Annotated in this window: 18 protein-coding genes; 4 read left to right on the top strand and 14 right to left on the bottom strand. The window is 65.1% G+C overall.

What is annotated here, in order from left to right; genetic code table 11:
- Positions 1-7 precede the first annotated feature (7 nt).
- The 14 genes from IM733_RS16310 to IM733_RS16245 all read right to left on the bottom strand — a co-directional run bounded on the left by IM733_RS16310 (position 8) and on the right by IM733_RS16245 (position 19,197).
- On the bottom strand, positions 8-604 hold the full coding sequence (locus IM733_RS16310) for a MarC family protein (protein ID WP_028691281.1): 597 nt from the start codon (positions 602-604) through the stop codon (positions 8-10).
- 129 nt (positions 605-733) lie between these two features.
- Complete coding sequence (locus IM733_RS16305) at positions 734-3,508, bottom strand: hybrid sensor histidine kinase/response regulator (protein ID WP_248917597.1); 2,775 nt, start codon at positions 3,506-3,508, stop codon at positions 734-736.
- Between the two features lie 135 nt (positions 3,509-3,643).
- Positions 3,644-4,939, bottom strand: coding sequence for a phosphoribosylamine--glycine ligase (gene purD, locus IM733_RS16300; protein ID WP_248917596.1), 1,296 nt, complete (start codon positions 4,937-4,939; stop codon positions 3,644-3,646).
- A 133-nt stretch (positions 4,940-5,072) separates the two neighbouring features.
- A complete protein-coding gene (purH, locus tag IM733_RS16295) occupies positions 5,073-6,680 on the bottom strand; it encodes a bifunctional phosphoribosylaminoimidazolecarboxamide formyltransferase/IMP cyclohydrolase (protein ID WP_248917595.1) in 1,608 nt (535 codons plus the stop codon).
- A 79-nt stretch (positions 6,681-6,759) separates the two neighbouring features.
- Entirely contained in the window at positions 6,760-7,080 is a 321-nt protein-coding gene (fis, locus tag IM733_RS16290; RefSeq protein WP_248917594.1) for a DNA-binding transcriptional regulator Fis, read from the bottom strand.
- On the bottom strand, positions 7,077-8,090 hold the full coding sequence (dusB, locus tag IM733_RS16285; protein ID WP_248917593.1) for a tRNA dihydrouridine synthase DusB: 1,014 nt from the start codon (positions 8,088-8,090) through the stop codon (positions 7,077-7,079). The genes fis and dusB overlap by 4 nt, the downstream gene beginning before the upstream one ends.
- A gap of 303 nt (positions 8,091-8,393) precedes the next feature.
- On the bottom strand, positions 8,394-9,722 hold the full coding sequence (locus IM733_RS16280; protein ID WP_248917592.1) for a DUF3426 domain-containing protein: 1,329 nt from the start codon (positions 9,720-9,722) through the stop codon (positions 8,394-8,396).
- 43 nt (positions 9,723-9,765) lie between these two features.
- Positions 9,766-10,644 (bottom strand): 50S ribosomal protein L11 methyltransferase, encoded by an 879-nt coding sequence (gene prmA, locus IM733_RS16275; protein WP_248917591.1) that lies wholly within the window; start codon positions 10,642-10,644, stop codon positions 9,766-9,768.
- 208 nt (positions 10,645-10,852) lie between these two features.
- Positions 10,853-12,208 carry an acetyl-CoA carboxylase biotin carboxylase subunit gene (gene accC, locus IM733_RS16270; RefSeq protein ID WP_011535872.1) on the bottom strand — a complete coding sequence of 452 codons (1,356 nt, stop codon included), beginning with the start codon at positions 12,206-12,208 and terminating at the stop codon, positions 10,853-10,855.
- Positions 12,209-12,225: 17 nt separating this feature from the next.
- Positions 12,226-12,693 (bottom strand): acetyl-CoA carboxylase biotin carboxyl carrier protein, encoded by a 468-nt coding sequence (accB, locus tag IM733_RS16265; protein ID WP_186714982.1) that lies wholly within the window; start codon positions 12,691-12,693, stop codon positions 12,226-12,228.
- Positions 12,694-12,791: 98 nt separating this feature from the next.
- Positions 12,792-13,244: a type II 3-dehydroquinate dehydratase gene (aroQ, locus tag IM733_RS16260; protein WP_248917590.1), complete on the bottom strand. Its 453-nt coding sequence runs from the start codon at positions 13,242-13,244 to the stop codon at positions 12,792-12,794.
- Between the two features lie 177 nt (positions 13,245-13,421).
- Positions 13,422-15,179 (bottom strand): protein-disulfide reductase DsbD, encoded by a 1,758-nt coding sequence (locus IM733_RS16255; RefSeq protein ID WP_248917589.1) that lies wholly within the window; start codon positions 15,177-15,179, stop codon positions 13,422-13,424.
- 223 nt (positions 15,180-15,402) lie between these two features.
- Complete coding sequence (locus IM733_RS25750) at positions 15,403-16,182, bottom strand: methyl-accepting chemotaxis protein (RefSeq protein WP_432760431.1); 780 nt, start codon at positions 16,180-16,182, stop codon at positions 15,403-15,405.
- A gap of 1,398 nt (positions 16,183-17,580) precedes the next feature.
- Positions 17,581-19,197, bottom strand: coding sequence for a response regulator (locus IM733_RS16245; protein WP_248917587.1), 1,617 nt, complete (start codon positions 19,195-19,197; stop codon positions 17,581-17,583).
- Between the two features lie 247 nt (positions 19,198-19,444).
- On the opposite strand from IM733_RS16245, the gene IM733_RS16240 reads away from it, so the two are divergent.
- The 4 genes from IM733_RS16240 (at position 19,445) to speA (ending at position 23,751) form a co-directional block, all read left to right on the top strand.
- On the top strand, positions 19,445-20,512 hold the full coding sequence (locus tag IM733_RS16240) for a DUF2333 family protein (protein WP_213658463.1): 1,068 nt from the start codon (positions 19,445-19,447) through the stop codon (positions 20,510-20,512).
- Between the two features lies 1 nt (position 20,513).
- Complete coding sequence (locus IM733_RS16235) at positions 20,514-21,050, top strand: NUDIX hydrolase (protein WP_248917586.1); 537 nt, start codon at positions 20,514-20,516, stop codon at positions 21,048-21,050.
- Positions 21,051-21,313: 263 nt separating this feature from the next.
- Positions 21,314-21,685, top strand: coding sequence for a translation initiation factor Sui1 (locus IM733_RS16230; protein ID WP_248917585.1), 372 nt, complete (start codon positions 21,314-21,316; stop codon positions 21,683-21,685).
- A 152-nt stretch (positions 21,686-21,837) separates the two neighbouring features.
- Positions 21,838-23,751 (top strand): arginine decarboxylase, encoded by a 1,914-nt coding sequence (speA, locus tag IM733_RS16225; RefSeq protein ID WP_248917584.1) that lies wholly within the window; start codon positions 21,838-21,840, stop codon positions 23,749-23,751.
- Positions 23,752-23,778 lie beyond the last annotated feature (27 nt).

Raw genomic sequence — 23,778 nt, 5'->3', positions numbered from 1 at the left:
GTCGGGGTCAGGGCAGCAGATAGCCCTTGATCCCGGTAAAGATGATCTGCGCCGCCAGGGCGCAGACGAACAGCCCCATGAGGCGGCTGACGATCTGCAGGCCCTGGTCCCCCAGCAGTCGCTCGATGCGGTGCGAGAGGTACAGCACCAGGCCCACGGTAAAGCTGGCCAGGGCAATACTGACGATGGCCAGAAGCTTGTCATCCCAATGTGGCTGGCCCACCCCCATCACCAGCAGCGCACCGATGGTGCCGGGGCCGACCGTCAGCGGGATGGTCAGCGGCACGATGGTCACGTCCTGCTGCACGTTGTCGGTCTGCACCGCCGACTTGCCCTGGGCCATGCCCAGCGCCGAGATGAACAGCACCGAGCCGGCCCCAATGCGGAACGCGTCGGCGGTGATGCCGAACACGCCGAAGATCACTCGCCCGAACAGATAGAGCAGCACGCTGGCGACCAGCGTGGCGATCGCCACGCGCCAGGCCAGTTGCTTGCGTTCCTTGCTGGAGTGGCCGCGGGTGAGGCCGATGAAACACGACAGCACGAAGAATGGGCTGTAGAGCACGAGCATCTTGAGGTAGACGCTGAACAACTCATGGAGCATGGAGGTGAGTCCGCGGCGGGGATGGGTGGCACCTGTATAGCACGGAACGCGTAGGAGCGGCTTCAGCCGCGAAGCAGCCACCTCGTTGCGTGGCACCCGCCTTGCGGGTTATCGCGGCTGAAGCCGCTCCTACAGGATCTGCGTGGTGTCGTCGGAGACCACCTGCCGTTGCCCCGACCAGAACTGGATCAGCTCGCGTAGCTGCGACAGCTCCACCGGCTTGGCCATGTGCCCGTCCATACCCGCCAGGCGCGCGCGTTCCTTGTGCTCGCTGAGGATATGCGCGGTCAACGCCACCACCGGGGTGCGTGGGCGGCCATTGGCGGATTCCCAGGCGCGCAGCTGTTGCGTGGCGGAGAAGCCATCGAGCACCGGCATTTCGCAGTCCATCAGGACCAGGTCGTAGTGCCTGGCCTTCATTGCCAGCAGGGCTTCCTCGCCATTGCTGGCGGTGTCCGGCTCGAGCTTGAGCTTGCCGAGCATGCCGCGGATGACTTTGGTCGAGATACTGTTGTCCTCGGCCACCAGGATGCGGAAGTCGTTGGGCAGGTCCAATGGCAGCGGGGTGCTGCCCGGCAATGCCAGGGGCGCTTGCTCGCGGCCACGCAGGGCCAGCTCTTCGGCGAGGGTGGTCTTGAGCGTGTAGCCGGCCACCGGCTTGGCGAGAATGCGCTTGACCCCGGCATTGCGCGCGATGACTTTGCTGGGTGCGTTGCTGATGCCAGTGAGCATGACCACCAGGATGTCATGGTTCAGGCTCGGGTCTTCCTTGATCTTGGCCGCCAGTTGCATGCCGGTCATGCCGGGCATGTTCTGGTCCAGCAGCACGGCATCGAAGTAGTCGCGCAGGTGCGCCTTGGTGCGCAGCAGTGCCAGCGCCTCCTTGCCCGATGGCACTGCGCTGACGTTCATGCCCCAGGCGCTGCATTGCTGCACCAGCACCTTGCGGCAGGTGTCGTTGTCGTCGACCACCAGCACCCGCGCGTCGCGCAGCGGGCCGTCGAGGTCGGTGGGCGGTTGCTCCAGGCGCAGCGGGTCGAGTGGCAGCGTCAGCCACAGGGTGTTGCCCATGCTGGTGCTGGTCTTGATGCCGAACTCGCCCTGCATCAGCCCGATCAGTTGTTTGGCGATCACCAGCCCGAGGTGGCCGCCGAGCTTGTTGCTGGAGAGGAAGTGGCGGCTGTGCAGTTCGGCCTGCAGCAGGGCGTCGCGCTCGGCCGGTGGCATGGGCTCGCCGCTGTCCTGCACGGCGATGCGCAGGCGCGGGGCGTCACCGCGCTGGTCGAGGGCGACCACCAGCAGGATCTCGCCCTGGTCGGTGTTTTTCAGTGCGTTGTCGAGCAGGCTCGACAGCGCCTGGCGCAGGCGCGTCGGGTCGCCACTGATCACGCGTGGTACCTGTGGTTGGGTGAAGCTGATCAGCTCGATGTTCTGCTGCTCGGCTTTGGCCCGGAAGATATTCAGGCAGTCCTCGATCAGGGCGTTGAGGTCGAACTGCACATCGTCGAGTTCGATCTGCCGCGACTCGAGCTTGGAGATATCGAGAATCTCGTTGATCAGGGTGAGCAATTCGTTGCCGGCGCTGTGGATGGTCTGCACATAGTCGCGCTGCTTGACCGACAAGGGGGTGTCCAGCAGCAGCTCGGTCATGCCCAGCACGCCGTTCATGGGGGTGCGGATCTCGTGGCTGATCTTGGCCAGGAACTCGGCCTTGGCGTTGATCTCGGCGTCGCTGGCGGCCAGGGCGCGGCTGGCGCGGAAGCGTTCCTCGCTGATGCGCCGCAGGCGTTCGCTGACGGCCAGGTTGAGCAGCAGGCCGCTGGCCACGGTCAAGGCCATGAGGATGCACAGCAGCCAGGGTGTCGGGGTGCGGGTCAGGCCCAGCAGCGCCGGCAGCAGCACCAGGCCACCGAGGTTGTAGACCAGCATGGCCACGGCGAACAGGCGCGCTGGCGTGTAGCCCTGATGCCAGTGATAGCAACTGACCAGCAACATGCTCAGGCTGCCGATGGCGAGCAGGGCATAGGTCATCAGGTTCAGCGGCAATGTATCGACGAACAGCAACACCAGGCCGCTGACACCGGCCACCAGCATTTCCAGATGCAACAGGCGGGTGAGCCGCGCCGAGCCGCAGGGTGAGAAGAAATGCACGGTGAAGTACAGACCGGCCAGGCCCGCCAGCACCAGGGTGAGGTAGGCGGCCGGGGTCTGGGCGCTGTACCACAGGTGCCACCAGGGGCCGCTGAGGTTGAGCAGGATAAGTGCGCTGAGCAGCATCAAGGCGTGGTACAGCGCCAGCACCAGCGTGGTGCTGGAACGGGTGTAGGCGAAGCGGATCAGGTTGTGCAGGATCAGCATCACCAGCCCGCCGAACAGCAGGCCGAACAGCAGCGACTGGCGCTGGTCGGCGGCGGCGTGGGCGGTGGACTCGACACTGATGGCCGGGCGCAGCTGGTGCTCGGAGACCAACCGCAGGTAGATATCCAGCGCTTGGCTGCTGTGCGGCAACGGCAGCACATGGTCCCGGCCACGCTGGGTGGGGCTGATGCCATCTCCTTGCCTGCCGTGGTGCACCTGGCGCAACAGCTTGCCGTCTTCGAGGGCGTAGAGGTCCAGGCGGGACAGGTCGGGAGCGAAGATACGGACCAGTTGCTCCTGGTCGTTCGGTTCCAGGCGGTAGTGCAGCCACAAGGCCTGGTCAGGGAGGGCGGCATCCAGTTCTTCGAGGGCCAGTGGGCTGAACTGGTTGCGGTAACGCTCGGAGCGCACGTCGGAAAGCTGCAGGTTGGCCTGCTCGTCGAGCAGCGCGGACCAGCCCCCGGCCTGGTCGGCGTGGGCCGGGAGCAGGCAGAGCAGGGTCAGCAGGCTGACGATCAGGGCAGTGGCAATCCGAAGCCGACGCACGACGAAATCCCTTCTTAGCTAATGTGCCGGGTAACAACTATGCGCGGCGCGCCAAGGCGAAGGCAAGGCCCCGAAGGGCCTTGTCGACGAGCCGAAGGCCGCACGCACCGGGCGCGGCGGCCATTCGGCGCAGTATTACTGCTGGTGTTCACCGCGCTCGCGGGCGATAGCCCGATAGCCGATGTCGGTGCGGTGGAAGCTGCCGTTCCACTTGACCTGCTCGGCCAGGCGGTAGGCCTGCTGCTGGGCGGCCTCGACGGTGTCACCCATGGCGGTGGCGCAGAGTACACGGCCTCCGGCGGTGGTCACCTGGCCGTCTTTGAGTGCGGTACCGGCGTGGAACACCTTGCCTTCGAGCTTGGCGGCAGCGTCCAGGCCGCTGATCACGTCGCCTTTCTGGTAGTCGCCCGGGTAGCCACCGGCAGCCAGCACCACACCCAGGCTCGGGCGTGGGTCCCACTGTGCTTCGACCTTGTCCAGGGCCTTGGCGAACGCGGCTTCCACCAGCAGTACCAGGCTCGACTCAAGGCGCAGCATGACCGGTTGCGTCTCCGGGTCGCCGAAGCGGCAGTTGAACTCGATGACCTTGGGGTTGCCCGCCTTGTCGATCATCAGGCCTGCGTAGAGGAAGCCGGTGTAGACATTGCCTTCCTCGGCCATGCCACGCACGGTGGGCCAGATCACCTGGTCCATCACGCGCTGGTGCACGTCTGGTGTCACCACCGGGGCAGGGGAGTAGGCGCCCATGCCGCCAGTGTTCGGGCCGGTGTCCTTGTCGCCGACGCGCTTGTGGTCCTGGCTGGTGGCCATGGGCAGCACGTTGTGGCCGTCGACCATGACGATGAAGCTGGCTTCCTCGCCGTCGAGGAACTCCTCGATGACCACGCGCGAACCGGCTTCACCGAAAGCGTTGCCGGCGAGCATGTCGCGCACCGCGTCCTCGGCTTCCTGCAGGGTCATGGCGACGATCACGCCCTTGCCGGCGGCCAGGCCGTCGGCCTTGATCACGATCGGCGCGCCTTTTTCACGCAGGTAGGCCAAGGCCGGCTCGATCTCGGTGAAGTTCTGGTAGTCGGCGGTGGGGATCTTGTGGCGGGCCAGGAAATCCTTGGTGAAGGCTTTCGAGCCTTCCAGCTGCGCCGCGCCCTTGGTCGGGCCGAAGCAGTCCAGGCCACGGCTGCGGAACAGGTCGACCACGCCGATGACCAGCGGTGCCTCAGGGCCGACGATGGTCAGGTCGACGTTCTTTTCGGCGAAGTCGGCCAGTTGCTCCAGGGCGGTGACGTCGATGGCGACGTTCTCGCACTTGGCTTCAATTGCGGTGCCGGCGTTGCCCGGGGCGACGAAGACTTTCTCGACGCGTGGGTCCTGGGCGACTTTCCAGGCCAGGGCGTGCTCGCGGCCGCCGCTGCCGATGATCAAAACTTTCATGTCAAAACCTCTGTGTGGCGGCGATCCCCGATCCTTGCAGGCGCGGATTCATCCGTGATCGCGGCGGTGAGTCCAGCATCGCAATCGCGGATGAATCGCTCCTACAGGGGCCGGGGACCGGCCTGGTATCTGATTAGTGGCGGAAGTGGCGCATGCCGGTGAAGACCATCGCGATACCGGCTTCGTCGGCAGCGGCAATCACCTCGGCGTCACGCATCGAACCACCCGGCTGGATCACGGCGCTGATACCCACTTTAGCCGCATTGTCGATGCCGTCGCGGAACGGGAAGAACGCGTCCGAGGCCATGACCGCGCCCTGCACCTGCAGGCCGGCGTGCTCGGCCTTGATGGCGGCGATGCGCGCGGAGTTGACGCGGCTCATCTGGCCGGCGCCGACGCCGATGGTCTGGCGGTTCTTGGCGTAGACGATGGCGTTGGACTTGACGAACTTGGCCACTTTCCAGGCGAACACCAGGTCGTGGATTTCCTGCTCGGTCGGGGCGCGCTTGGTGACGATCTTCAGGTCGTCGGCGCTGATCATGCCGATATCGCGGCTCTGCACCAGCAGGCCACCGTTGACGCGCTTGAAATCCCAACCGGCGGCACGTTCGGTTGGCCACTCGCCGCATTCCAGCAGGCGTACGTTCTGCTTGGCGGCCACGACTTCGCGGGCGGCCTGGGAGATTTTCGGGGCGATGATCACTTCGACGAACTGACGCTCGACGATGGCTTTCGCGGTTTCGCCGTCCAGTTCGCGGTTGAAGGCGATGATGCCGCCGAAGGCCGATTCGGTGTCGGTGGCGTAGGCCAGGTCGTAGGCCTTGCGGATGCCACCTTCGTCTTCAGGGACGACCGCGACGCCGCAGGGGTTGGCGTGCTTGACGATGACGCAGGCCGGCTTGACGAAGCTCTTCACGCACTCCAGCGCGGCGTCGGTGTCGGCCACGTTGTTGAACGACAGCTCCTTGCCCTGCAGCTGGATGGCGGTGGAAATGCTGGCTTCGCCTTTCTTCGCCTCAACGTAGAACGCCGCGCTCTGGTGCGGGTTTTCGCCGTAGCGCATTTCCTGGGCCTTGACGAACTGGCTGTTAAAGGTGCGCGGGAACTCGCTGCGGTCTTCGGTCGACAGGGTCGCTTTAGCCTGGTCGATGGTGCCCATGTAGTTGGCGATCATGCCGTCGTAGGCGGCGGTGTGCTCGAAGGCCTTGAGCATCAGGTCGAAGCGCTGGGCGTAAGTCAGGCCACCGGCTTTCAAGCTGTCGACGACGCCGGCGTAGTCGCTGGCGTTGACCACGATGGCGACGTCCTTGTGGTTCTTCGCCGCCGAACGGACCATGGTCGGGCCGCCGATGTCGATGTTCTCGATGGCGGTGGGCAGGTCGCAGCCCGGTTTGCTGATGGTGGCTTCGAACGGATACAGGTTGACCGCAACCAGGTCGATCGGCTTGATGCCGTGCTCGTTCATGATGGCGTCGTCGGTGCCGCGACGGCCGAGGATGCCGCCGTGGATCTTCGGATGCAGGGTTTTGACCCGGCCGTCCATCATTTCGGCGAAGCCGGTGTAGTCGGCCACTTCCACCGCGTTCACGCCGTTATCCTTGAGCAGCTTGTAGGTGCCGCCGGTGGACAGGATCTCGACACCGAGCTGCTGCAGCTCACGGGCGAATTCGAGGATACCGGTCTTGTCGGAGACGCTGATCAGGGCGCGGCGGATCGGCAGGCGGGTAGTCTGGTCGGTCATTTCAGATTCCATAACGCGGTGGAGTCAGCAAAAAAGGCGCCTCTTTGCATGAGCGCCTTTTCTGGTTGGGGTTCTGGCCTTACAACAGATCGTACTGCTTGAGCTTCTTGCGCAGCGTGCCTCGGTTGAGCCCGAGCATCTCGCTGGCCTTGGTCTGGTTGCCCTTGACGTAGTTCATCACGCATTCGAGCAAGGGCGCCTCGACTTCCGAGAGCACCAGGTTGTACACGTCCGTGACGCTAGCGCCTTCCAGGTGGGCGAAGTAGTTGTGCAGCGCCTTCTCGACGCTGTCGCGGAGCGTTTGCCCCTCCTCGCTCGGCGTGTTCAGGTGCTGCTTGAGGTTGGCGTTGTCGCTCACGGGCGTTGTTCCACTCACTAATGTCTCGGTCATCATCGTCATGCGGCCACCCCTTGTTCGTCCTCTGTCCCAAGGCTCTGTCGACGCTCGGCGAAAAAGGCCTGAACGTTGGCGCACTGCGCTTGTGTGTCTTCCAAGGCGTTGAACCGGCTGCGGAACTCCTTGCCGCCGGGTCGGGTCGCCAGGTACCAGCCAACGTGCTTGCGGGCGATACGCACGCCCATCACATCGCCATAGAAGGCATGCAGCGCGGCCAGGTGTTCCAGCAGAATGCGTTCCACTTCGTCCAGCGCCGGTGCAGGCAGGTGCTCGCCCGTGCGCAGGTAATGCTCGACCTCGCGGAAGATCCACGGCCGCCCCTGGGCGGCGCGACCGATCAGCAGGCCGTCGGCGCCGGTGGCGTCCAGCACCGCCCGGGCCTTTTGTGGCGAGGTGACGTCGCCGTTGGCGAAAACCGGGATCGACACCGCCTGCTTGATCGCGGCGATGGTGTCGTACTCGGCTTCACCGGTGTACAGGTCGGCGCGTGTGCGGCCATGCACCGCCAGCGCCTGGATACCGGCCTGTTCGGCGATCTTCGCCACGTTCAGGCCGTTCTTGTTCGCCCGGTCCCAGCCGGTGCGGATCTTCAGCGTCACCGGGACCTCCACTGCGCCGACCACGGCATGGAGAATCTCGTTGACCAAGGCTTCATCTCTCAATAAAGCAGAGCCTGCGGCTTTGTTGCAGACTTTTTTTGCCGGGCAGCCCATGTTGATGTCGATGATCTGCGCGCCGGCTTCGACGTTCGCCCGGGCCGCCGCCGCCATCATTTGTGCGTCGCCACCGGCGATCTGCACCGAGCGCGGCTCCGCGTCGCCCTCATGGATACGGCGCAGGCTCGACTTGCGGCTGTTCCACAGGCTCATGTCGCTGGTGACCATCTCCGACACCACCATGCCCGCTCCGAGGCGTTTGCAAAGTGTGCGGAAAGGCTGGTCCGTGACCCCGGCCATGGGCGCGAGGATCAGGTTGTTCTGCAGTGTGTAAGGGCCGATGCGTACCGCCGACATAGGTGTTCCCTGTTGTGGGGCCGAATCATTGGAGTTCGAAAAAGGGATGGCATGATACCCGCTCTCGATGACCGGATAAAGATGAATCTGGATAAAATCTGAACAGTTGCGGCGTTATGACACGAGGTGCTGGGGCCGCTTCCATGGGGCAAAGTTGAAACCTTTTACCTGGTGCGCCCCCCGTAGGAGCGGCTTTAGCCGCGATCACCCGCGAAGCGGGGGCCAGGCACCGCGGCGTTTGCACCGCGGCTAAAGCCGCTCTTACAGGTGAAAGGGCCAGAACCTGGCCCTGCCATCTGTCGGTTACTCCGGCGAACGGAAGCTCAGGCTGTAGTTCACCGCCTTCGGCCCTGGGTCGAGGATGTCCAGGGCGATGTGGATCGGCGTCTGGCTGGGCATTTCGCCACGGCCCGCCAGCTCGCCCGACAGGTACTCACTGGGCTTGAAGCGCCGGCTGGCGATCAGCTGGCCGTTGAGGTCGGCGAAGCGCAGCTCCAGCAGGGGGAAGGGTTGGGCGAAGGGCGCGCGGTTGTAGATGATCGCGTCGACGATCAATGCGCCCTTGAAGTCCGGGTGGCTGCGCACCACCAGGTTGCTGCTCTTGATGCGTGAGATGTCGACACGGGTCGGCACCTGGCAGCCGACCATCGGGCATAGCTGCTGGAACCAGGGGCGGTACTGGTCCTGGCGAGCCATCTCGTCGAAATGGAACCAGACGTACTGGAACGCCAGCAGGCCGGCGGCCAGCAGGGTCAGGAAACCCCACAGCAAACGCTTGCCCCAATTCGGTGCGGGTTTTTCCCAGGCCAGTTGCAGCGGATCGTCGACCACGTCGACCAAGGGTTCCTTGTTCGGGCGCTCGGGCTTGCCCTGCAGGCTGGGTTCCAGGCGCTCGATGGGGTGATCTTCCAGCGTGTCGTCGCCATGGGCCGACAGGCGCTCGCCACGCACTTCATCGTCCACTGCGGACAAGCCTTTTGCAGGTAGCGGCTCGTCGTGGGTGGAGAGGGGCATGCCCGGCGTGTCGAGGTCGTCCTCCAGCGCCTGGTTGCGTACCGGTGGTTCGTCGTCCAGGTCGAGATCCGTCGTGCCCAATGTAGGTTCGGTGCGTTCGTCGGTGATCGGGTCCAGGTCAAGCGGTGCCTGTTCCACCAGCACTGGGGCGGTGTCTCGCTCCGGTGCCGGGGCTAGGTCATCGTCGGTGGCGGTGCCGAACAGCTCGTCTGCTGGTTCCTCGGTGCCTTGGTCGTCACGTCGGGCGTGCAGCGTGCTACCTGGGATGGCCGCCTGGCGCTCGGCCGGGCTGCGACGCTCCAGGCGCGCGAGCTCCGAGTCCAGGTCGAGGGCGTCCAGCTCCTCGGCGGTCACCGCCCAGTCGTTTTCGTCCGCTGTGGGCGGTTCGGCGACCGGCGGTGCCACGGGTAACGGTGGGGCAGCGGGGGCAGGCTCGGCTGGCGGTGCGGCGCCCCGGTCGCTGGCGGCGCGGTTCTGCTCCAGCAGCTGCTTCGCCGCATTGAACACCTGCAGGCAATTGCCGCAGCGCACCACGCCGCGGGCCACGCTCAACTGGTGATGGGTGACGCGAAAGCTGGTCTGGCAATGCGGGCACTGGGTGACGAAACTGTCGGTCATGCGGCGATCCGGGGAGCTGTGCAGGAATTGAGTCTAGGCGCGCTTAGCGGCGGCGGCCACTGATGCGTACCCAGCCATCGCGAACGACGATCGGGTCCAGCTCGAAGTCGGCGGCATAGGCGGCGGCCACCTCCTCACCCTGTTCGGCGAGGATGCCCGACAACGCCAGCAGGCCACCGGGGCGTACCAGGCCGGACAGTTGCGGTGCCAGCGACACCAGCGGGCCGGCCAGGATGTTAGCGACCAACACGTCGGCTTGCATGGCCGGCATCTGCTCGGGCAGGTACAGGGCGAACAGATTGTCGGCGATACCGTTGCGCTGGGCGTTGTCGCGGGAAGCCTCCAGGGCCTGCACGTCGATGTCGGTGCCAACCGCTTCACGGGCACCCAGTAGCAGCGCGGCAATGGCGAGGATGCCCGAGCCGCAGCCGAAGTCCAGCACTTGCGTGCCGTCGAGCTGCTGGCCATCGAGCCATTCCAGGCACAGCGCGGTGGTCGGGTGGGTGCCAGTGCCGAAGGCCAGGCCCGGGTCGAGCAGCAGGTTGACCGCGTCTTGCTCCGGTGCTTCGTGCCAGCTGGGGACGATCCACAGGCGCTGGCCGAAACGCATGGGCTGGAAGTTGTCCATCCAGCTGCGCTCCCAGTCCTGGTCCTCGATCACTTCGGCCTGGTGCTCGGGCAGGTCGCCGCCGGTGAGCAGGCGCAGGTGGGCGAACACCTGCTCGGGGTTGGTGTCGGCTTCGAACAGCGCCAGCAGGTGCGTGTGCGACCACAGCGGGGTGGTGTTGAGGTCGGGTTCGAAAATCGGCTGGTCTTCGGCGTCCATGAACGTCACCGAGACGGCACCCACTTCCAGCAGGGCGTCTTCGTAGGTTTCGGCTTGTTCCGGGCTGATGGCCAGGCGTACTTGCAGCCAGGGCATGGCGGGCACCTTTGGTAAATCGACAGGGGCAGCCCGAGGCTGCGCGAAAAGGCCGCCAGTTTACGCGAGTGCGGGGGGTTTGTAGAGGTAGGGGAGAAGGTGTTCGCCGTAACAGATTTAGCGCCCGTGAGGTCGAGTGCCGCCTCCCTCAAGGCAGCAATAAAAAACCCCGGCACGGGGCCGGGGCTTTTTCATCACGCTAACGCGATCACTCCTGGTTGGCCAGTTTGTGCTCGAGGTAGTGGATGTTGACGCCGCCTTTGCAGAAACCTTCATCACGCACCAGGTCGCGGTGCAGCGGGATGTTGGTCTTGATGCCATCGACGACGATCTCGTCCAGGGCATTGCGCATGCGCGCCATGGCTTCGTCGCGGTCCTTGCCGTAGGTGATCAGCTTGCCGATCAACGAATCGTAGTTCGGCGGAACCGAGTAGCCGCTGTACAGGTGCGAATCGACGCGAACGCCGTTGCCGCCCGGGGCGTGGAAGTGCTTCACCTTGCCTGGGCTCGGGATGAACTTCTTCGGGTCTTCGGCGTTGATCCGGCACTCCAGCGAGTGGCCACGGATGACCACGTCTTCCTGGCGGAACGACAGCTTGTTGCCAGCGGCGATGCTGAGCATCTCCTTGACGATGTCGATGCCGGTGACCATTTCCGAGACCGGATGCTCGACCTGGACGCGGGTGTTCATCTCGATGAAGTAGAAGCGGCCGTTCTCGTACAGGAACTCGAAGGTACCGGCACCGCGGTAGCCGATCTCGATGCACGCGTCGACGCAACGCTTGAAGACTTCCTGGCGGGCCTTCTCGTCGATGCCCGGGGCCGGGGCTTCTTCCAGTACCTTCTGGTGACGGCGCTGCAGCGAGCAGTCACGGTCGCCCAGATGCACGGCGTTGCCCTGGCCGTCGGACAGTACCTGCACTTCCACGTGGCGTGGGTTGGTCAGGAACTTTTCCAGATACACCATCGGGTTGCCGAACGCGGCACCGGCTTCGGTGCGGGTCAGCTTGGCTGACTCGATCAGGTCTTCTTCCTTGTGCACCACGCGCATGCCGCGACCACCACCGCCACCGGCGGCCTTGATGATCACCGGGTAGCCGACGTCACGAGCGATTGCCAGGGCAACCTCTTCGTCTTCCGGCAGCGGGCCGTCGGAGCCTGGCACGGTCGGCACGCCCGACTTGATCATTGCGTCCTTGGCCGAAACCTTGTCGCCCATCAGGCGAATGGTGTCGGCTTTCGGGCCGATGAAGGCGAAGCCGGATTTTTCCACCTGCTCGGCGAAGTCGGCGTTTTCCGCGAGGAAGCCGTAGCCCGGGTGGATGGCGGTGGCGCCTGTCACTTCGGCGGCGGCGATGATCGCCGGGATGTGCAGGTACGACTCCTTGGACGATGCCGGGCCGATGCAGACCGACTCGTCCGCCAGGCCCAGGTGCATCAGTTCACGGTCGGCCGTGGAGTGCACGGCGACGGTCTTGATGCCCAGCTCTTTGCAGGCACGCAGGATCCGCAGGGCAATTTCCCCGCGGTTGGCGATCAGGACTTTTTCAAGCTTCCCAGACATCGTTGGTTCTCCGCGAATCAAACGATGGTGAACAGCGGCTGGTCGAACTCAACCGGCTGGCCGTCTTCCACCAGGATGGCGTCGATCACACCGCCGATCTCGGCTTCGATGTGGTTCATCATCTTCATGGCTTCGACGATGCACAGGGTGTCGCCTTTCTTCACGGCCTGGCCGACTTCAGCATAGTTCGGCGAAGTTGGCGAAGGCTTGCGGTAGAAGGTGCCGACCATAGGCGAGCGGATCACGGTGCCTTTCAGGGCTGGCGCGGCGGCAGCGGCTTCAGCGGCCGGAGCGGCAGCGGCAACCGGGGCTGCGGCGGCGACCGGAGCGGCCATCGGCGCCGGGGCGGCGAAGTACTGGGCGCCGGCCGGGGTCTTGCTGTGACGGCTGATGCGAACGGACTCTTCGCCTTCCTTGATCTCCAGTTCGTCGATGCCAGACTCTTCCAGCAGTTCGATCAGCTTCTTGACTTTACGGATATCCATTAATCATCAACTCCCAAGGTTCGGTCGGGGACGTAATTTGAAAACGTGTCGAAAACGTTTCTTCTGAGCCTCGGCCCGTGGGCCAAGACCTTGTGTCATCAGGGCTGTGCGTTCATAGCCAGGTGTTCCAGCGCCGACTCCAGGGCCAACCGGTAACCGGTGGCGCCGAGGCCGCAGATCACTCCCACGGCGACATCGGAGAAGTAGGAGTGGTGACGGAACGGTTCACGCTTGTGCACGTTGGAGAGGTGCACTTCGATGAATGGGATGCTCACCGCAAGCAATGCGTCACGTAATGCGACGCTGGTGTGGGTGAAAGCGGCCGGATTGATCAGGATGAAGTCCACGCCTTCGTTGCGCGCGGCATGGATACGGTCGATCAATTCGTACTCGGCATTGCTCTGCAGGTATTGCAGATGATGGCCGGCGGCGCGGGCGCGCTGCTCCAGGTCCTGATTGATCTGCGCTAGCGTGGCAGCGCCGTAATGACCCGGTTCGCGGGTCCCGAGCAGGTTCAGGTTGGGGCCGTGCAGCACCAGTAGGGTTGCCATCTGCGATTCCTTGGTTTTGTAGGGCAATTCGACATAGCGCGGCGACTATGCCGGAACCAGCGATGGGTGTCCAGTTCCCGGCAATAGCCGGCACGATGTCCGAGGTTCGCGCAAAGTATGTGACCAGATGATTAACTCTGGTCACTTGTAGCGAGATTTTTCACCGCCCGCAGGGAGTTATAGACCGAGTTGGCCGCGCACGCGCGCCAGAACCTGGGCGAAATCGCCGGCGTTTATCTCGCCAATGACCCGATCAGTGGTCAGTTCGCTGCCGTTCGCCGCAAAGAACATCAGCGCGGGCGGGCCGAACAGGCGATAGCGGTCGAGCAGGGCGCGCTGCTCGGCGTTGCTCTCGGTGATGTCGAAGCGCAGCAGGCGAAAGGCGCCCAGTTGCGCCCGTACCTGCTCGGCGTTGAGCACTTCGTGTTCGATCACCTTGCAACTGATGCACCAGTCGGCGTACCAGTCCAGCAGCACCGGTTGGCCTGCGGCCTTGGCTTCGGCCAGGGCCGCATCGAGCGCGGAGGGGGTGGTGATGGTTTGCCAGGTATCGGTTTGCACCGCCATCGCGGTACCGGCTACGACCGGCGGGGGCAGCGGGCGCAGCGGGTCGCCTTGACCGCTCAGGGCGCCGTACCCGCAGGCCAGGGCGTACACCAGCAGGGCCAGGCCGAGCAGCTGCGCCAGGCGCTGGCGCGGGGTCTTGACCACGAATTCCAGGGCACCGAGGAACAGTGCCACGCCGCCAGCGAGCAGGCCGACCAGCAGCAGTGTGACCGGGCCAGGCAACACGCGGCTTAGCAGGCCGATGGCCAAGCCCAGCAGCAATACGCCAATGGCGTTCTTGACCGTGTTCATCCATGGGCCGCTTTTGGGCAGCCAGGCGGCGCCACCGGTGGCCACCAGCAGCAGGGGGGCGCCCATGCCCAGCCCCAGGGCGAACAGCTTCAGTGCGCCGCCCAGGGCATCGCCGCTGGCACTGATGTACAGCAGCGCGCCAGCCAGGGGCGCCGAGACGCAGGGGGATACCAGCAGGCTGGAAAGCACACCCAGCACCGCTGCGCCCACCAGCGAGCCGCCCTTGGTGCGATGGGCGAGGGTGTCCAGGCGGCTGCTCAGGGCAAGCGGCAGCTTGAGGTCGAACAGCCCGAACATGGCCAGGGCAAACAGCACGAAGAACGCCGCGAACGGCACCAGCACCCAGGCCGATTGCAGGCGCGCCTGCAGGTTCAGCCCGGCACCGAACAGGCCCATCAACGCGCCCAGCACGGCGAAGCTGGCCGCCATCGGCAGCACGTAGGCCAGCGACAGCGACAGCCCGCGCAAGCCGCCAACCTGGCCGCGCAACACCACGCCGGAGAGGATCGGCAGCATGGGCAGCACGCACGGGGTGAAGGTCAGGCCGACACCGGCGAGAAAGAACAGCAGCAGGGATTTCCAGGTCCAGCCCTGCTCAGCGGCCGCTGGCAGCGGGGCGCCTTCGCCGTCGATGCTCAGCCGTTCGGTTTCCGGTGGGTAACACAGGCCCTTGTCGGCGCAGCCCTGGTAGCCCACCAGCAGGGTGAAGGCGCGCGGGTCGTTGCGCGGCACCTCGATGTCGAGCACGCCGTGGTAGACCTCGACGTCGCCGAAGAACTCGTCGTGCTTGGCTTCACCCTTGGGGATGTCCGGTGTGCCGAGCTTGACGTGCGCAGGTTCGGTGCGGAACTGGAAGCGGTGGCGGTAGAGGTAGTAGCCGTCGGTGGCGACGAAACGCAGCTTGATGCTGTGCGCGTCGGCCTGGACCAGGCTGAGCTTGAAGGCCTCGTGCACGGGCAGGAAATCGGTGCTGTTGGCGGCGGCGCCGAGGGTGGCGCTGGGGCGGTTGTCGAGCAGGCCCGTGGCGAAGGCGGGGCTGGCCAGCAGCAGGAACAGCAGGAAAAACAGGCGGCGCATGGCGGACTCGCGAGGTGGAACGTGGCGGGCATGATAGCGGAGTTGGCTGCAGTTGGGGCCACGTTGCCTGCGGGGGCGGTTCATGGTCTCTGGTTTGGCGTTGTCTGTGCAGGCCCTTTCGCCGGCAAAGCCGGCTCCAGGTATGGCGTCGATCTTGAAGCTGGCAGGGTAGCTGTAGGAGCCGGCTTCGCCGGCGAAAGGGCCGGTAATGCTGGCGTTTTTCTCAAAGGCGGAACGCCCGCACCGCCGTGTTCAGCTCACCTCCCAGTTTGAGCAACTGCTCCCCCTGTTCACGCCCTTCACCAATGCGCTGCAGGTTGTCCTCACCCAACTCGTGAATCCGCTCGCTGTGATCACGAATCTCGCTCACCGCCCCGGTCTGCTGTGCAGTCACATCAGCGATTCGCACCGCAGTGTCGGAAATGGTGCGAATGGCGCTGACGATCTCGTCCAGCGCGCCATCGGCCGATTGCGCCTGGCTGGCGGTGGCCTCGGCATGCTCCAGTTGCGCGCGCATGCCGACCACCGATTCGCGGGCGGCTTGTTGCAGCCGGTCGATCAACGCCTGGATCTCCCCGGTGGCGCCCGTGGTGCGCTGGGCCAGCGAGCGCACTTCATCCGCGACCACGGCGAAACCACGGCCCATCTCGCCGGCGCGGGCCGCCTCGATGGCCGCGTTGAGGGCCAGCAGGTTGGTCTGCTCGGCGATCGCGCGGATCACCGTGAGCACGCCACCGATGGTCGCCGACTCCTCGGCCAGTTGCTCGATCATGCGGGCGTTGCCCTGCACCTCGTCGACCAGCGAACGCAGGCCGGACAAGCTTTGGCCAATCACCGCCTGGCCCTGTTCCACGGCGCGCCCGGCATCGCGGCTGGCGTCGGCGGCCGAACTGGCATCGCCGGCCACCTGCTGGATGGTCGCCTCCAGTTCGCCCAGGGCATCGCGGATCTGCGCGGTGTCGCCGGCCTGGCGCTCGGCGCCGTCGTGCAGGGCGCTGCTCATGCCCGCCAGGGCGTGGCTGCTGCCGGCGACCTGCTCGGCGTTGTGGCGAATGGTGCCGACCAGTTCCACCAGGTACTGGCGCAGGCGGTTGAGCGATGCCTGGATGTCATGCAGTTCGCGGTTGGTCCTGCCCAGCGCGATGGCCTGGGCGAAATCACCCTCGGCCCAGCGCGACAGGGCTGGGGCCAGGCCGGTGAGGGTGCGGGCCAGGCGGCGTTGCAGGGTGTCGATCAGCAGCGCGATGAGCAGGATCAGGCCGATCATCAGGCCCTGGATCAGGCGTACTTCGCCAGCGATCGTGGCGTGCAGGCCGCGCACCTCGGGCTCGAGGCCGGCGATGGCCTGCTGCACCGCCGCCAGGCGCTCGCCGGTGCTGGCGGCCAGGGCGGCGCGGCGCTCGATCTGCTCGCGGGTGCGCTGCAGTTCGGCGGGGTAGCGGCCGAGCAAGCTGTGCAGCTCGCGCTTCAGGCCCACGGCGATGTCCTCCTGCTGGGTGCTGGCCTGGGCCTCCAGGCCCATCATCGCGGCGAAGTCGTCGGCATTGGATTCGGCGGCGCGGGTGACACCGAGCAGTGGCAGGCCGTCGATGGCCTGGGCCTGGGCGGTGATCAGTTGTAGCTCGCGCTCTACCTCGTCGGCCAGCTCGGCGCGGCCGCTGCTGACCAGCTTGTCGCGGGCCAGGGACAGGCGGCCGAGGTGCAGCGAAGCCTCGAACAGCGGCGCCAGGTAGCGACCGGCGTCAGGGCTGCCGCTGTCGCGGGCGTAGCCGGCCAGTTGTTCCAGATTCGCTCCCAGCTCCCGCTCGGCTTGCAGCAACAGGGCCTGGGGGTCGCCGGCCAGTTTGCCGGCGGCGAGCAGTTCATTGGCGGTGAAGGCTTGCAGGCTGTCCAGGCTTGGGCGCAGCTTGGCCGACAGGTTTTCCGGCCAGTTCGACAGGGCCGCCTGCAACTGTTTGCTGGCCTCCATGGCCGAGGCATGGCGCAGCGCGTCGCCGCTGGCCAGGTAGGCTTGCGTGTTGCGCGCGGCATCGTTCTGGAACTGCTGCGACAGGCCGAGGTAGCGCTCCATCATCTGGTAGGGGCGTTCCAGGGCGCGCTGCGACCACCACAGGGTCGCGCCCAGGGCGATACACACGGTCACCAGCAACAGGGTGTTGAAATTGGTCAGCCACTTCAGGCGCATAGCCGCGAACTTCCTGCGGGGGGAGGCGCCTGAAGTTATTGCTGTTTTGTGACGGGGTGATGACGGTGGCGGGGTGTCGCTCTAAAAAAGTGGCACAGTGCCGGTATCCCTGCAGGAGCGGCTTCAGCCGCGATTCAGGCGCCGCAGTGTGTGGCACCCGCTTTGCTGGTGATCGCGGGTGAACCCGCCCCTACAAGGCCGGTGTGGATTCCGAGGTCATGGGTCGACTCTCACGACGCAATTGCGGCCCGCGTGTTTGGCCCGGTACAGCGCTTCGTCCGCCGCGCTGGCCATGGTCAGTGCATCGAGGCGGTCGTCCAGCTGCACCACCCCAGCACTGAACGTGCATTGCAGGTCGTGAGGCTGCGCGGGGTAGTGGATCTCGGCGAAGCGTCGGCGGATTTCGTCCAGCACCCTGTGCGCGGCCTCGAGCGCGGTGTTGGGCATGACGATGGCGAACTCCTCGCCACCGTAGCGGCCGATGTAGTCGGTCTTGCGCAGGCGCTGCTTGAGGAACAGCGCCAGGCTCTTGATCACCCGGTCGCCCATGGGGTGGCCATGGCGGTCGTTGATCTTCTTGAAATGATCGATGTCGAGCATGGCGAAGCTCAACGGCTGTTCTTCACGACGGGCGCGGAAACTGCAGTCCTCGAGCAACTGCAGGATATGGGTGTGGTTGTACAACCCGGTCAGGCTGTCACGCACCATTCGCGCCTTGAGGTGGCGGGCGCGGGCGGCACGGTTGCGCACGGTGGTGATCAGGTGGCGCGAGCGGATCGGCTTGGTGAGGAAGTCGTCACCCCCTTCGCTCATGGCGTCGAGCTGCTTGTCCAGGTCGTCCTCGGCTGACAGGTAGATGATCGGTACGCTGACATAGCGGTCGTTATGGCGGATCACCTTGGCCAGCTCCGTGCCGGTGCACTCGGGCATGTACATGTCGAGGATGATCAGGTCGGGCTGGAAGTCGGCCAGCTCGCTCATGGTACGGATCGGCTCGGTGAGCGTGCGGGTGATGATCCCGGCGCTGTTGAGCAGGCGCTCGGTGTGCATGGCCTGGGCGCGTGAGTCGTCGATCACCAGCACGCGGAAGGGGTCGTACTGGGTGGCGCTGGTCAGCAACTCGACCTTTTCCAGCAGGCTGGAGGCCTCCAGGGTGCCGGTCAGGAACTCCTGGCCGCCGGCGCGCACGGCGGCCAGGCGGGTCGGGGTGTCGGTTTCGTGCAGGCTGAAGAACAGCAGCGGGATGTGCTGCTCCAGCCCCTGTTGGGCCTGGGCGGCCAATTGCAGGCCGATGCCAGGGCCGGTGAAGTCCACGTCCATGATGATCGCCGACGGCAGGCGTTCGCTCATCGAGGCCTGGAACGCCTCGGCGCTGTACAGGGCCTGCACGGTCAGGCCGAAGAACTCCAGTTGCTGGGCCAGGCGCTCGGCGCGGTCATGGTCCTGCAGGACGATGTACACCGGCTTGCGCAGCGGCGGCAGCGGCACGTTGTCGAGCTGGTCACCCTTGCGCAGGCCGGTGCGTGACAGGCGCTGCATCAGGCGGTTGAGTTCGCCGATCAGCTCGGAGTTCAGCCGTGCGCTGTTGGCCTCGATGGCGCGCAAGGTCTGGCCGATGGCCGCCGACAGGGTGCCGTGCTCGGGTTGTTCGAAACGCTCGGCGTAGCGCTGCAGGCGCAGGTTGGCCTCGCACAGCTCGCCCAGGTCGCCGTTGGACCATTCGCCACGTTGCAGGCGTTGCCAGATCTCGAGGATCTGCCGGGCCTGGTGGATGACCCGTTGGGCGAAATGCTGCTTGAGGCGCTCGTGGCTGGGCTCGGCTGACTGGGTCATGTCCTGACTACTTATAAGGGGAGGGTTCAGGTTCGATGATGGCTCTATGCTAGCACTGCTTTCCGACAAGCGAGTGCCCGAGGTCAACAAAGTGTTCACGGGACGAATATTCAGTTGCTGACCCACTGGTCGCTTATACGAATGGCGGCGTCTGCTTTATAGTGCTGCGACGCGGGCTTGTCGTGGCACCCTGGCTGCGGCCTGTGGTCCAAGCCCTGAACTGTCGAGACTGATTAAGGACAATGCCATGCTGGATTGGAAAAACCGCGAGGCCAAGGCCGAGCCCCGCGAGCGGGTCGATACCCGTCGCGCCGCCACCCGTAGCTACCTGGGCGGCCTCTGGAGCCGTGCCCTGGGGACCCTGATCGGCTTGTACCTGCTGGTGTGCGTCGGCCTGGGCTGGTACTGGAGCCAGGAGCCGGCGTTGTTCCCGGTGCAGCAGAATGCCCAGGCCGCCGCTGAGCGCAACGGCCAGCAGATGGTGGTCGGCTATACCACCGTCGAAACCCTCAAGACCGTCGCCGGCACCCTGCTCGACAAGCCGGGCGGCTACATCTCCAACGACCGCTTCCCGCCGGGGCTGTGGATGGACAACATGCCGAGCTGGGAGTACGGCGTGCTGGTCCAGGTCCGCGACCTGTCCCGCGCGCTGCGCAAGGACTTCGCCCGTTCCCAGTCGCAGTCGACCGAAGATGCCGACCTGGCCAAGGCCGAGCCGCGCTTCAACTTCGACAACAAGAGCTGGATCCTGCCGTCGAGCGAGTCGGAGTTCGAAGAGGGTATCAAGTCGCTGAGCCGTTACCAGACTCGCCTGGCCAAGGGCGACCAGGGCGCGATCTTCTACACCCGTGCCGACAACCTGAACAACTGGCTGGGTGACGTGGCCACCCGCCTGGGCTCGCTGTCGCAACGCCTTTCGGCCAGCGTTGGCCGGGTCAAGCTCAACAACACCCTGAAGACCGAGTCCGTGGCACCTGGCCAGGCACCGCAGGTCGACGAGGAAGTGGTCGAGACGCCGTGGCTGCAGATCGACAACGTGTTCTACGAGGCCCGTGGCCAGGCCTGGGCGCTGTCGCACCTGTTGCGCGCCATCGAGGTGGACTTCGCCGACGTGCTGGCGAAGAAGAACGCCACGGTCAGCGTGCGGCAGATCATCCGCGAGCTGGAAGCCTCGCAGGAAGCGCTGTGGAGCCCGATGGTGCTCAATGGCAGCGGCTTCGGCATGTGGGCCAACCACTCGTTGGTGATGGCCAACTACATTTCCCGGGCCAACGCCGCGGTCATCGACCTGCGCCAACTGCTGTCCCAGGGCTGAGATGCCTATCAACCCTGCCGAGGTCGCGCACCGCGCGGCCTCCGACGCCGAATTGGTGGCCTGGGTCGACGAGCATGACCAACTGCTCGGCGCCCTGCCCCGGGCCGAACTGCGCGAGCGCGGCCTGATCGGGCGCTGCACTTTCATCCTGCTGTTCAACAGCCGCGGTGAGTTGTGCGTGCATCGTCGCACCCTGAGCAAGGCGCTGTACCCAGGGTACTGGGATGTGGCGGCGGGCGGCATGGTCGCCTGCCAGGAAAGCTATGACCAGTCGGCGGCCCGGGAGCTGGCCGAGGAACTGGGCGTGAGCGGCGTCGAATTGCGTTTTCACGAGACGTTCTACTTCGAGCAACCGGGCAATCGCTTGTGGTGTGCGGTGTATTCGGCAGTCTGGGACGGGCCGTTGCGGCTGCAGCCCGAAGAGGTGAGCGAGGCGCGGTTCATCAGCTTGCAGGCGGTCGAGGACGAGTGTGTAAAGAAGCCGTACTGTCCGGATTCGCGGGTGGCCTTGCAACGGTACAAGGCGAGCCAGGGATGACGGCATTGGGCCTGTTCGCCGGCAAGCCGGCTGCTACGGGACGGTGTAGGAGACGGCTTGCCGGCGAACAGGCCAGCGAAGTCGCAAAACATTCGTAAAATGGCGCAATCCTGTACTTAGCAACCGCCGGATTTATCGTTACACTGCGCGCCCTTTTCGGGCTGTCGCAAGACCTTGCGACAGTAGCGCCGCCCCTGCCAGAGTGGGGCTTCGCGGTCGGCTCCCGTCGACCAGTTTTTTGTCCTCGGCACAGAGGAACAAAAGTGGCCAAGAAAGCTTCTTCCTTCGCCGCCCTAGGCGGTCTCGTATATTCCACCGATGCCGGTCGGCACTGCCCCGACTGTGGCAAACCGGTGGACGCCTGCATCTGCAGCCAATTGCTCATCCCCGAAGGGGATGGCATCGCCCGTGTGCGCCGTGAAAGCAAGGGGCGTGGCGGCAAGACCGTGACCACCATCACCGGCGTGCCCTTGCCCCTCGACCAGCTCAAGGAGCTCGCCAGCACGCTCAAGCGTCGCTGCGGCACCGGCGGCGCGCTCAAGGATGGGGTCATCGAGATTCAGGGCGACCACGTCGAACTGTTGCTCGGCGAACTGATCAAACAGGGCTTCAAGGCGAAGAAGTCCGGCGGCTGAGGCCGTCGCGCGACTTTTCGCCCAGCGCTTTCTAAACTCGATGCCGTGGCCAGGGTCTATCCGGGGGCACGGACGATTCGTCATTTTCAGCTTCTACACTGCGCCCGCCACCTGACGGGGTAGAGTCTTGGACTTATCTATAGGGGACTTGAATGTCCGTACGACGCACACGCAAAGACGATGGCAGCCAGTGGACCGTGGCCGACAGCCGCAGTGTTTATGGCATCCGCCATTGGGGCGCTGGTTATTTCGCCATCAATGAAGCCGGGCGCGTCGAAGTGCGCCCGAACGGCCCGGACAGCGCCCCGATCGACCTGTTCGAGCAGGTCCAGGAGCTGCGTCAGAGCGGCTTGTCGCTGCCGCTGCTGGTCCGTTTCCCGGACATCCTGCAGGACCGCGTACGCCAACTGACCGGTGCCTTCGATGCCAACATCGCGCGCCTGGAGTATCAGAGCCAGTACACCGCGCTGTACCCGATCAAGGTCAACCAGCAGGAGGCGGTGGTCGAGAACATCATCGCTACCCAGAATGTCTCCATCGGCCTGGAAGCCGGCTCCAAGCCCGAGCTGCTGGCGGTGCTGGCGCTGGCCCCGAAGGGCGGCACCATCGTCTGTAACGGCTACAAGGACCGCGAGTTCATTCGCCTGGCGCTGATGGGCCAGAAGCTCGGCCACAACGTGTTCATCGTGATCGAGAAGGAGTCCGAGGTCGCCCTGGTGATCGAGGAAGCCGCGGAGCTGAAGGTCAAGCCGCAGGTCGGCCTGCGCGTACGCCTGTCGTCGCTGGCTTCGAGCAAGTGGGCAGACACCGGGGGCGAGAAGTCCAAGTTCGGCCTGTCCGCCGCCCAATTGATCTCAGTGGTGCAGCGCTTCCGTGACGCCGGGCTCGACCAGGGCATCCGCCTGCTGCACTTCCACATGGGCTCGCAGATCGCCAACCTGGCCGACTACCAGCACGGTTTCAAGGAAGCCATTCGCTACTACGGCGAGCTGCGTGCCCTGGGCCTGCCGGTCGATCACATCGACGTCGGCGGTGGCCTGGGCGTCGACTACGACGGTACCCACTCGCGCAACGCCAGCTCCATCAACTACGACATGGACGACTATGCCGGCGTGGTGGTCGGGATGCTCAAGGAGTTCTGCGACGCGCAGGGCCTGCCGCACCCGCACATCTTCTCCGAGAGCGGCCGCTCGCTGACCGCGCACCACGCCATGTTGGTGATCCAGGTGACCGACGTCGAGAGCCACAACGACGAAATGCCGGTGATCGAGAACAAGGAGAGCCTGCCCGAGACCGTGCAGTGGCTGGCCGACCTGCTGGGCCCAACCGACATCGAGATGGTCACCGAAACCTACTGGCGCGCTACCCACTACATGGGCGATGTAGCCGCGCAGTATGCCGACGGCAAGATCAGCCTCGCCGAAAAAGCCCTGGCCGAGCAATGCTACTTCGCCGTGTGCCGTCGCCTGCACAACTCGCTCAAGGCCCGCCAGCGCTCGCACCGCCAGGTGCTGGACGAGCTGAACGACAAGCTGGCCGACAAGTACATCTGCAACTTCTCGGTGTTCCAGAGCCTGCCGGACACCTGGGCTATCGGCCAGGTACTGCCGATCATCCCGTTGCACCGCCTGGATGAAGAGCCGCTTCGCCGTGCAGTGTTGCAGGACCTGACCTGCGACTCCGACGGCAAGATCAACCAGTACGTCGACGAGCAGAGCATCGAGACCAGCATGCCGGTGCATGCGGTCAAGGTGGGCGAGGACTACCTGCTGGGCGTGTTCCTGGTGGGCGCGTACCAGGAAATCCTGGGCGACATGCACAACCTGTTCGGTGACACCGACTCGGTGAACATCTACCAGAACGCCGACGGTAGCGTGTACCACGCCGGTATCGAGACCCACGACACCATCGAGGACATGTTGCGCTATGTGCACCTGTCGCCGGAGGAGTTGATGACCCACTACCGCGACAAAGTGGCCAGCGCACGGATCAGCGCGCGGGAGCGGACGCAGTTCCTCGATGCGTTGCGTCTTGGTTTGACCCGGTCTTCCTATCTGTCTTCGTAATCGCCGGGGGCCGCTTTGCGGCCCCAA

Source organism: Pseudomonas entomophila (genome assembly GCF_023277925.1).
GTDB lineage: Bacteria > Pseudomonadota > Gammaproteobacteria > Pseudomonadales > Pseudomonadaceae > Aquipseudomonas > Aquipseudomonas entomophila_D.
Note: the sequence above shows the minus strand (reverse complement) of the source record. Positions and strands in the feature narration are given on the sequence as shown.

What these genes read in the sequence shown, in the direction of transcription:
- IM733_RS16255 (WP_248917589.1), bottom strand. Translation starts at nt 15,179, where the DNA reads ATGCGCCGCCTGTTTTTCCTGCTGTTCCTGCTGCTGGCCAGCCCCGCC.
- IM733_RS16280 (WP_248917592.1), bottom strand. Translation starts at nt 9,722, where the DNA reads ATGACCGACAGTTTCGTCACCCAGTGCCCGCATTGCCAGACCAGCTTT.
- speA (WP_248917584.1), top strand. Translation starts at nt 21,838, where the DNA reads ATGTCCGTACGACGCACACGCAAAGACGATGGCAGCCAGTGGACCGTG.
- aroQ (WP_248917590.1), bottom strand. Translation starts at nt 13,244, where the DNA reads ATGGCAACCCTACTGGTGCTGCACGGCCCCAACCTGAACCTGCTCGGG.
- IM733_RS25750 (WP_432760431.1), bottom strand. Translation starts at nt 16,182, where the DNA reads ATGAGCAGCGCCCTGCACGACGGCGCCGAGCGCCAGGCCGGCGACACC.
- IM733_RS16235 (WP_248917586.1), top strand. Translation starts at nt 20,514, where the DNA reads ATGCCTATCAACCCTGCCGAGGTCGCGCACCGCGCGGCCTCCGACGCC.
- IM733_RS16245 (WP_248917587.1), bottom strand. Translation starts at nt 19,197, where the DNA reads ATGACCCAGTCAGCCGAGCCCAGCCACGAGCGCCTCAAGCAGCATTTC.
- prmA (WP_248917591.1), bottom strand. Translation starts at nt 10,644, where the DNA reads ATGCCCTGGCTGCAAGTACGCCTGGCCATCAGCCCGGAACAAGCCGAA.
- purH (WP_248917595.1), bottom strand. Translation starts at nt 6,680, where the DNA reads ATGACCGACCAGACTACCCGCCTGCCGATCCGCCGCGCCCTGATCAGC.
- dusB (WP_248917593.1), bottom strand. Translation starts at nt 8,090, where the DNA reads ATGTCGGCGGTACGCATCGGCCCTTACACACTGCAGAACAACCTGATC.
- accC (WP_011535872.1), bottom strand. Translation starts at nt 12,208, where the DNA reads ATGTCTGGGAAGCTTGAAAAAGTCCTGATCGCCAACCGCGGGGAAATT.
- IM733_RS16240 (WP_213658463.1), top strand. Translation starts at nt 19,445, where the DNA reads ATGCTGGATTGGAAAAACCGCGAGGCCAAGGCCGAGCCCCGCGAGCGG.
- IM733_RS16310 (WP_028691281.1), bottom strand. Translation starts at nt 604, where the DNA reads ATGCTCCATGAGTTGTTCAGCGTCTACCTCAAGATGCTCGTGCTCTAC.
- fis (WP_248917594.1), bottom strand. Translation starts at nt 7,080, where the DNA reads ATGACGATGATGACCGAGACATTAGTGAGTGGAACAACGCCCGTGAGC.
- accB (WP_186714982.1), bottom strand. Translation starts at nt 12,693, where the DNA reads ATGGATATCCGTAAAGTCAAGAAGCTGATCGAACTGCTGGAAGAGTCT.
- purD (WP_248917596.1), bottom strand. Translation starts at nt 4,939, where the DNA reads ATGAAAGTTTTGATCATCGGCAGCGGCGGCCGCGAGCACGCCCTGGCC.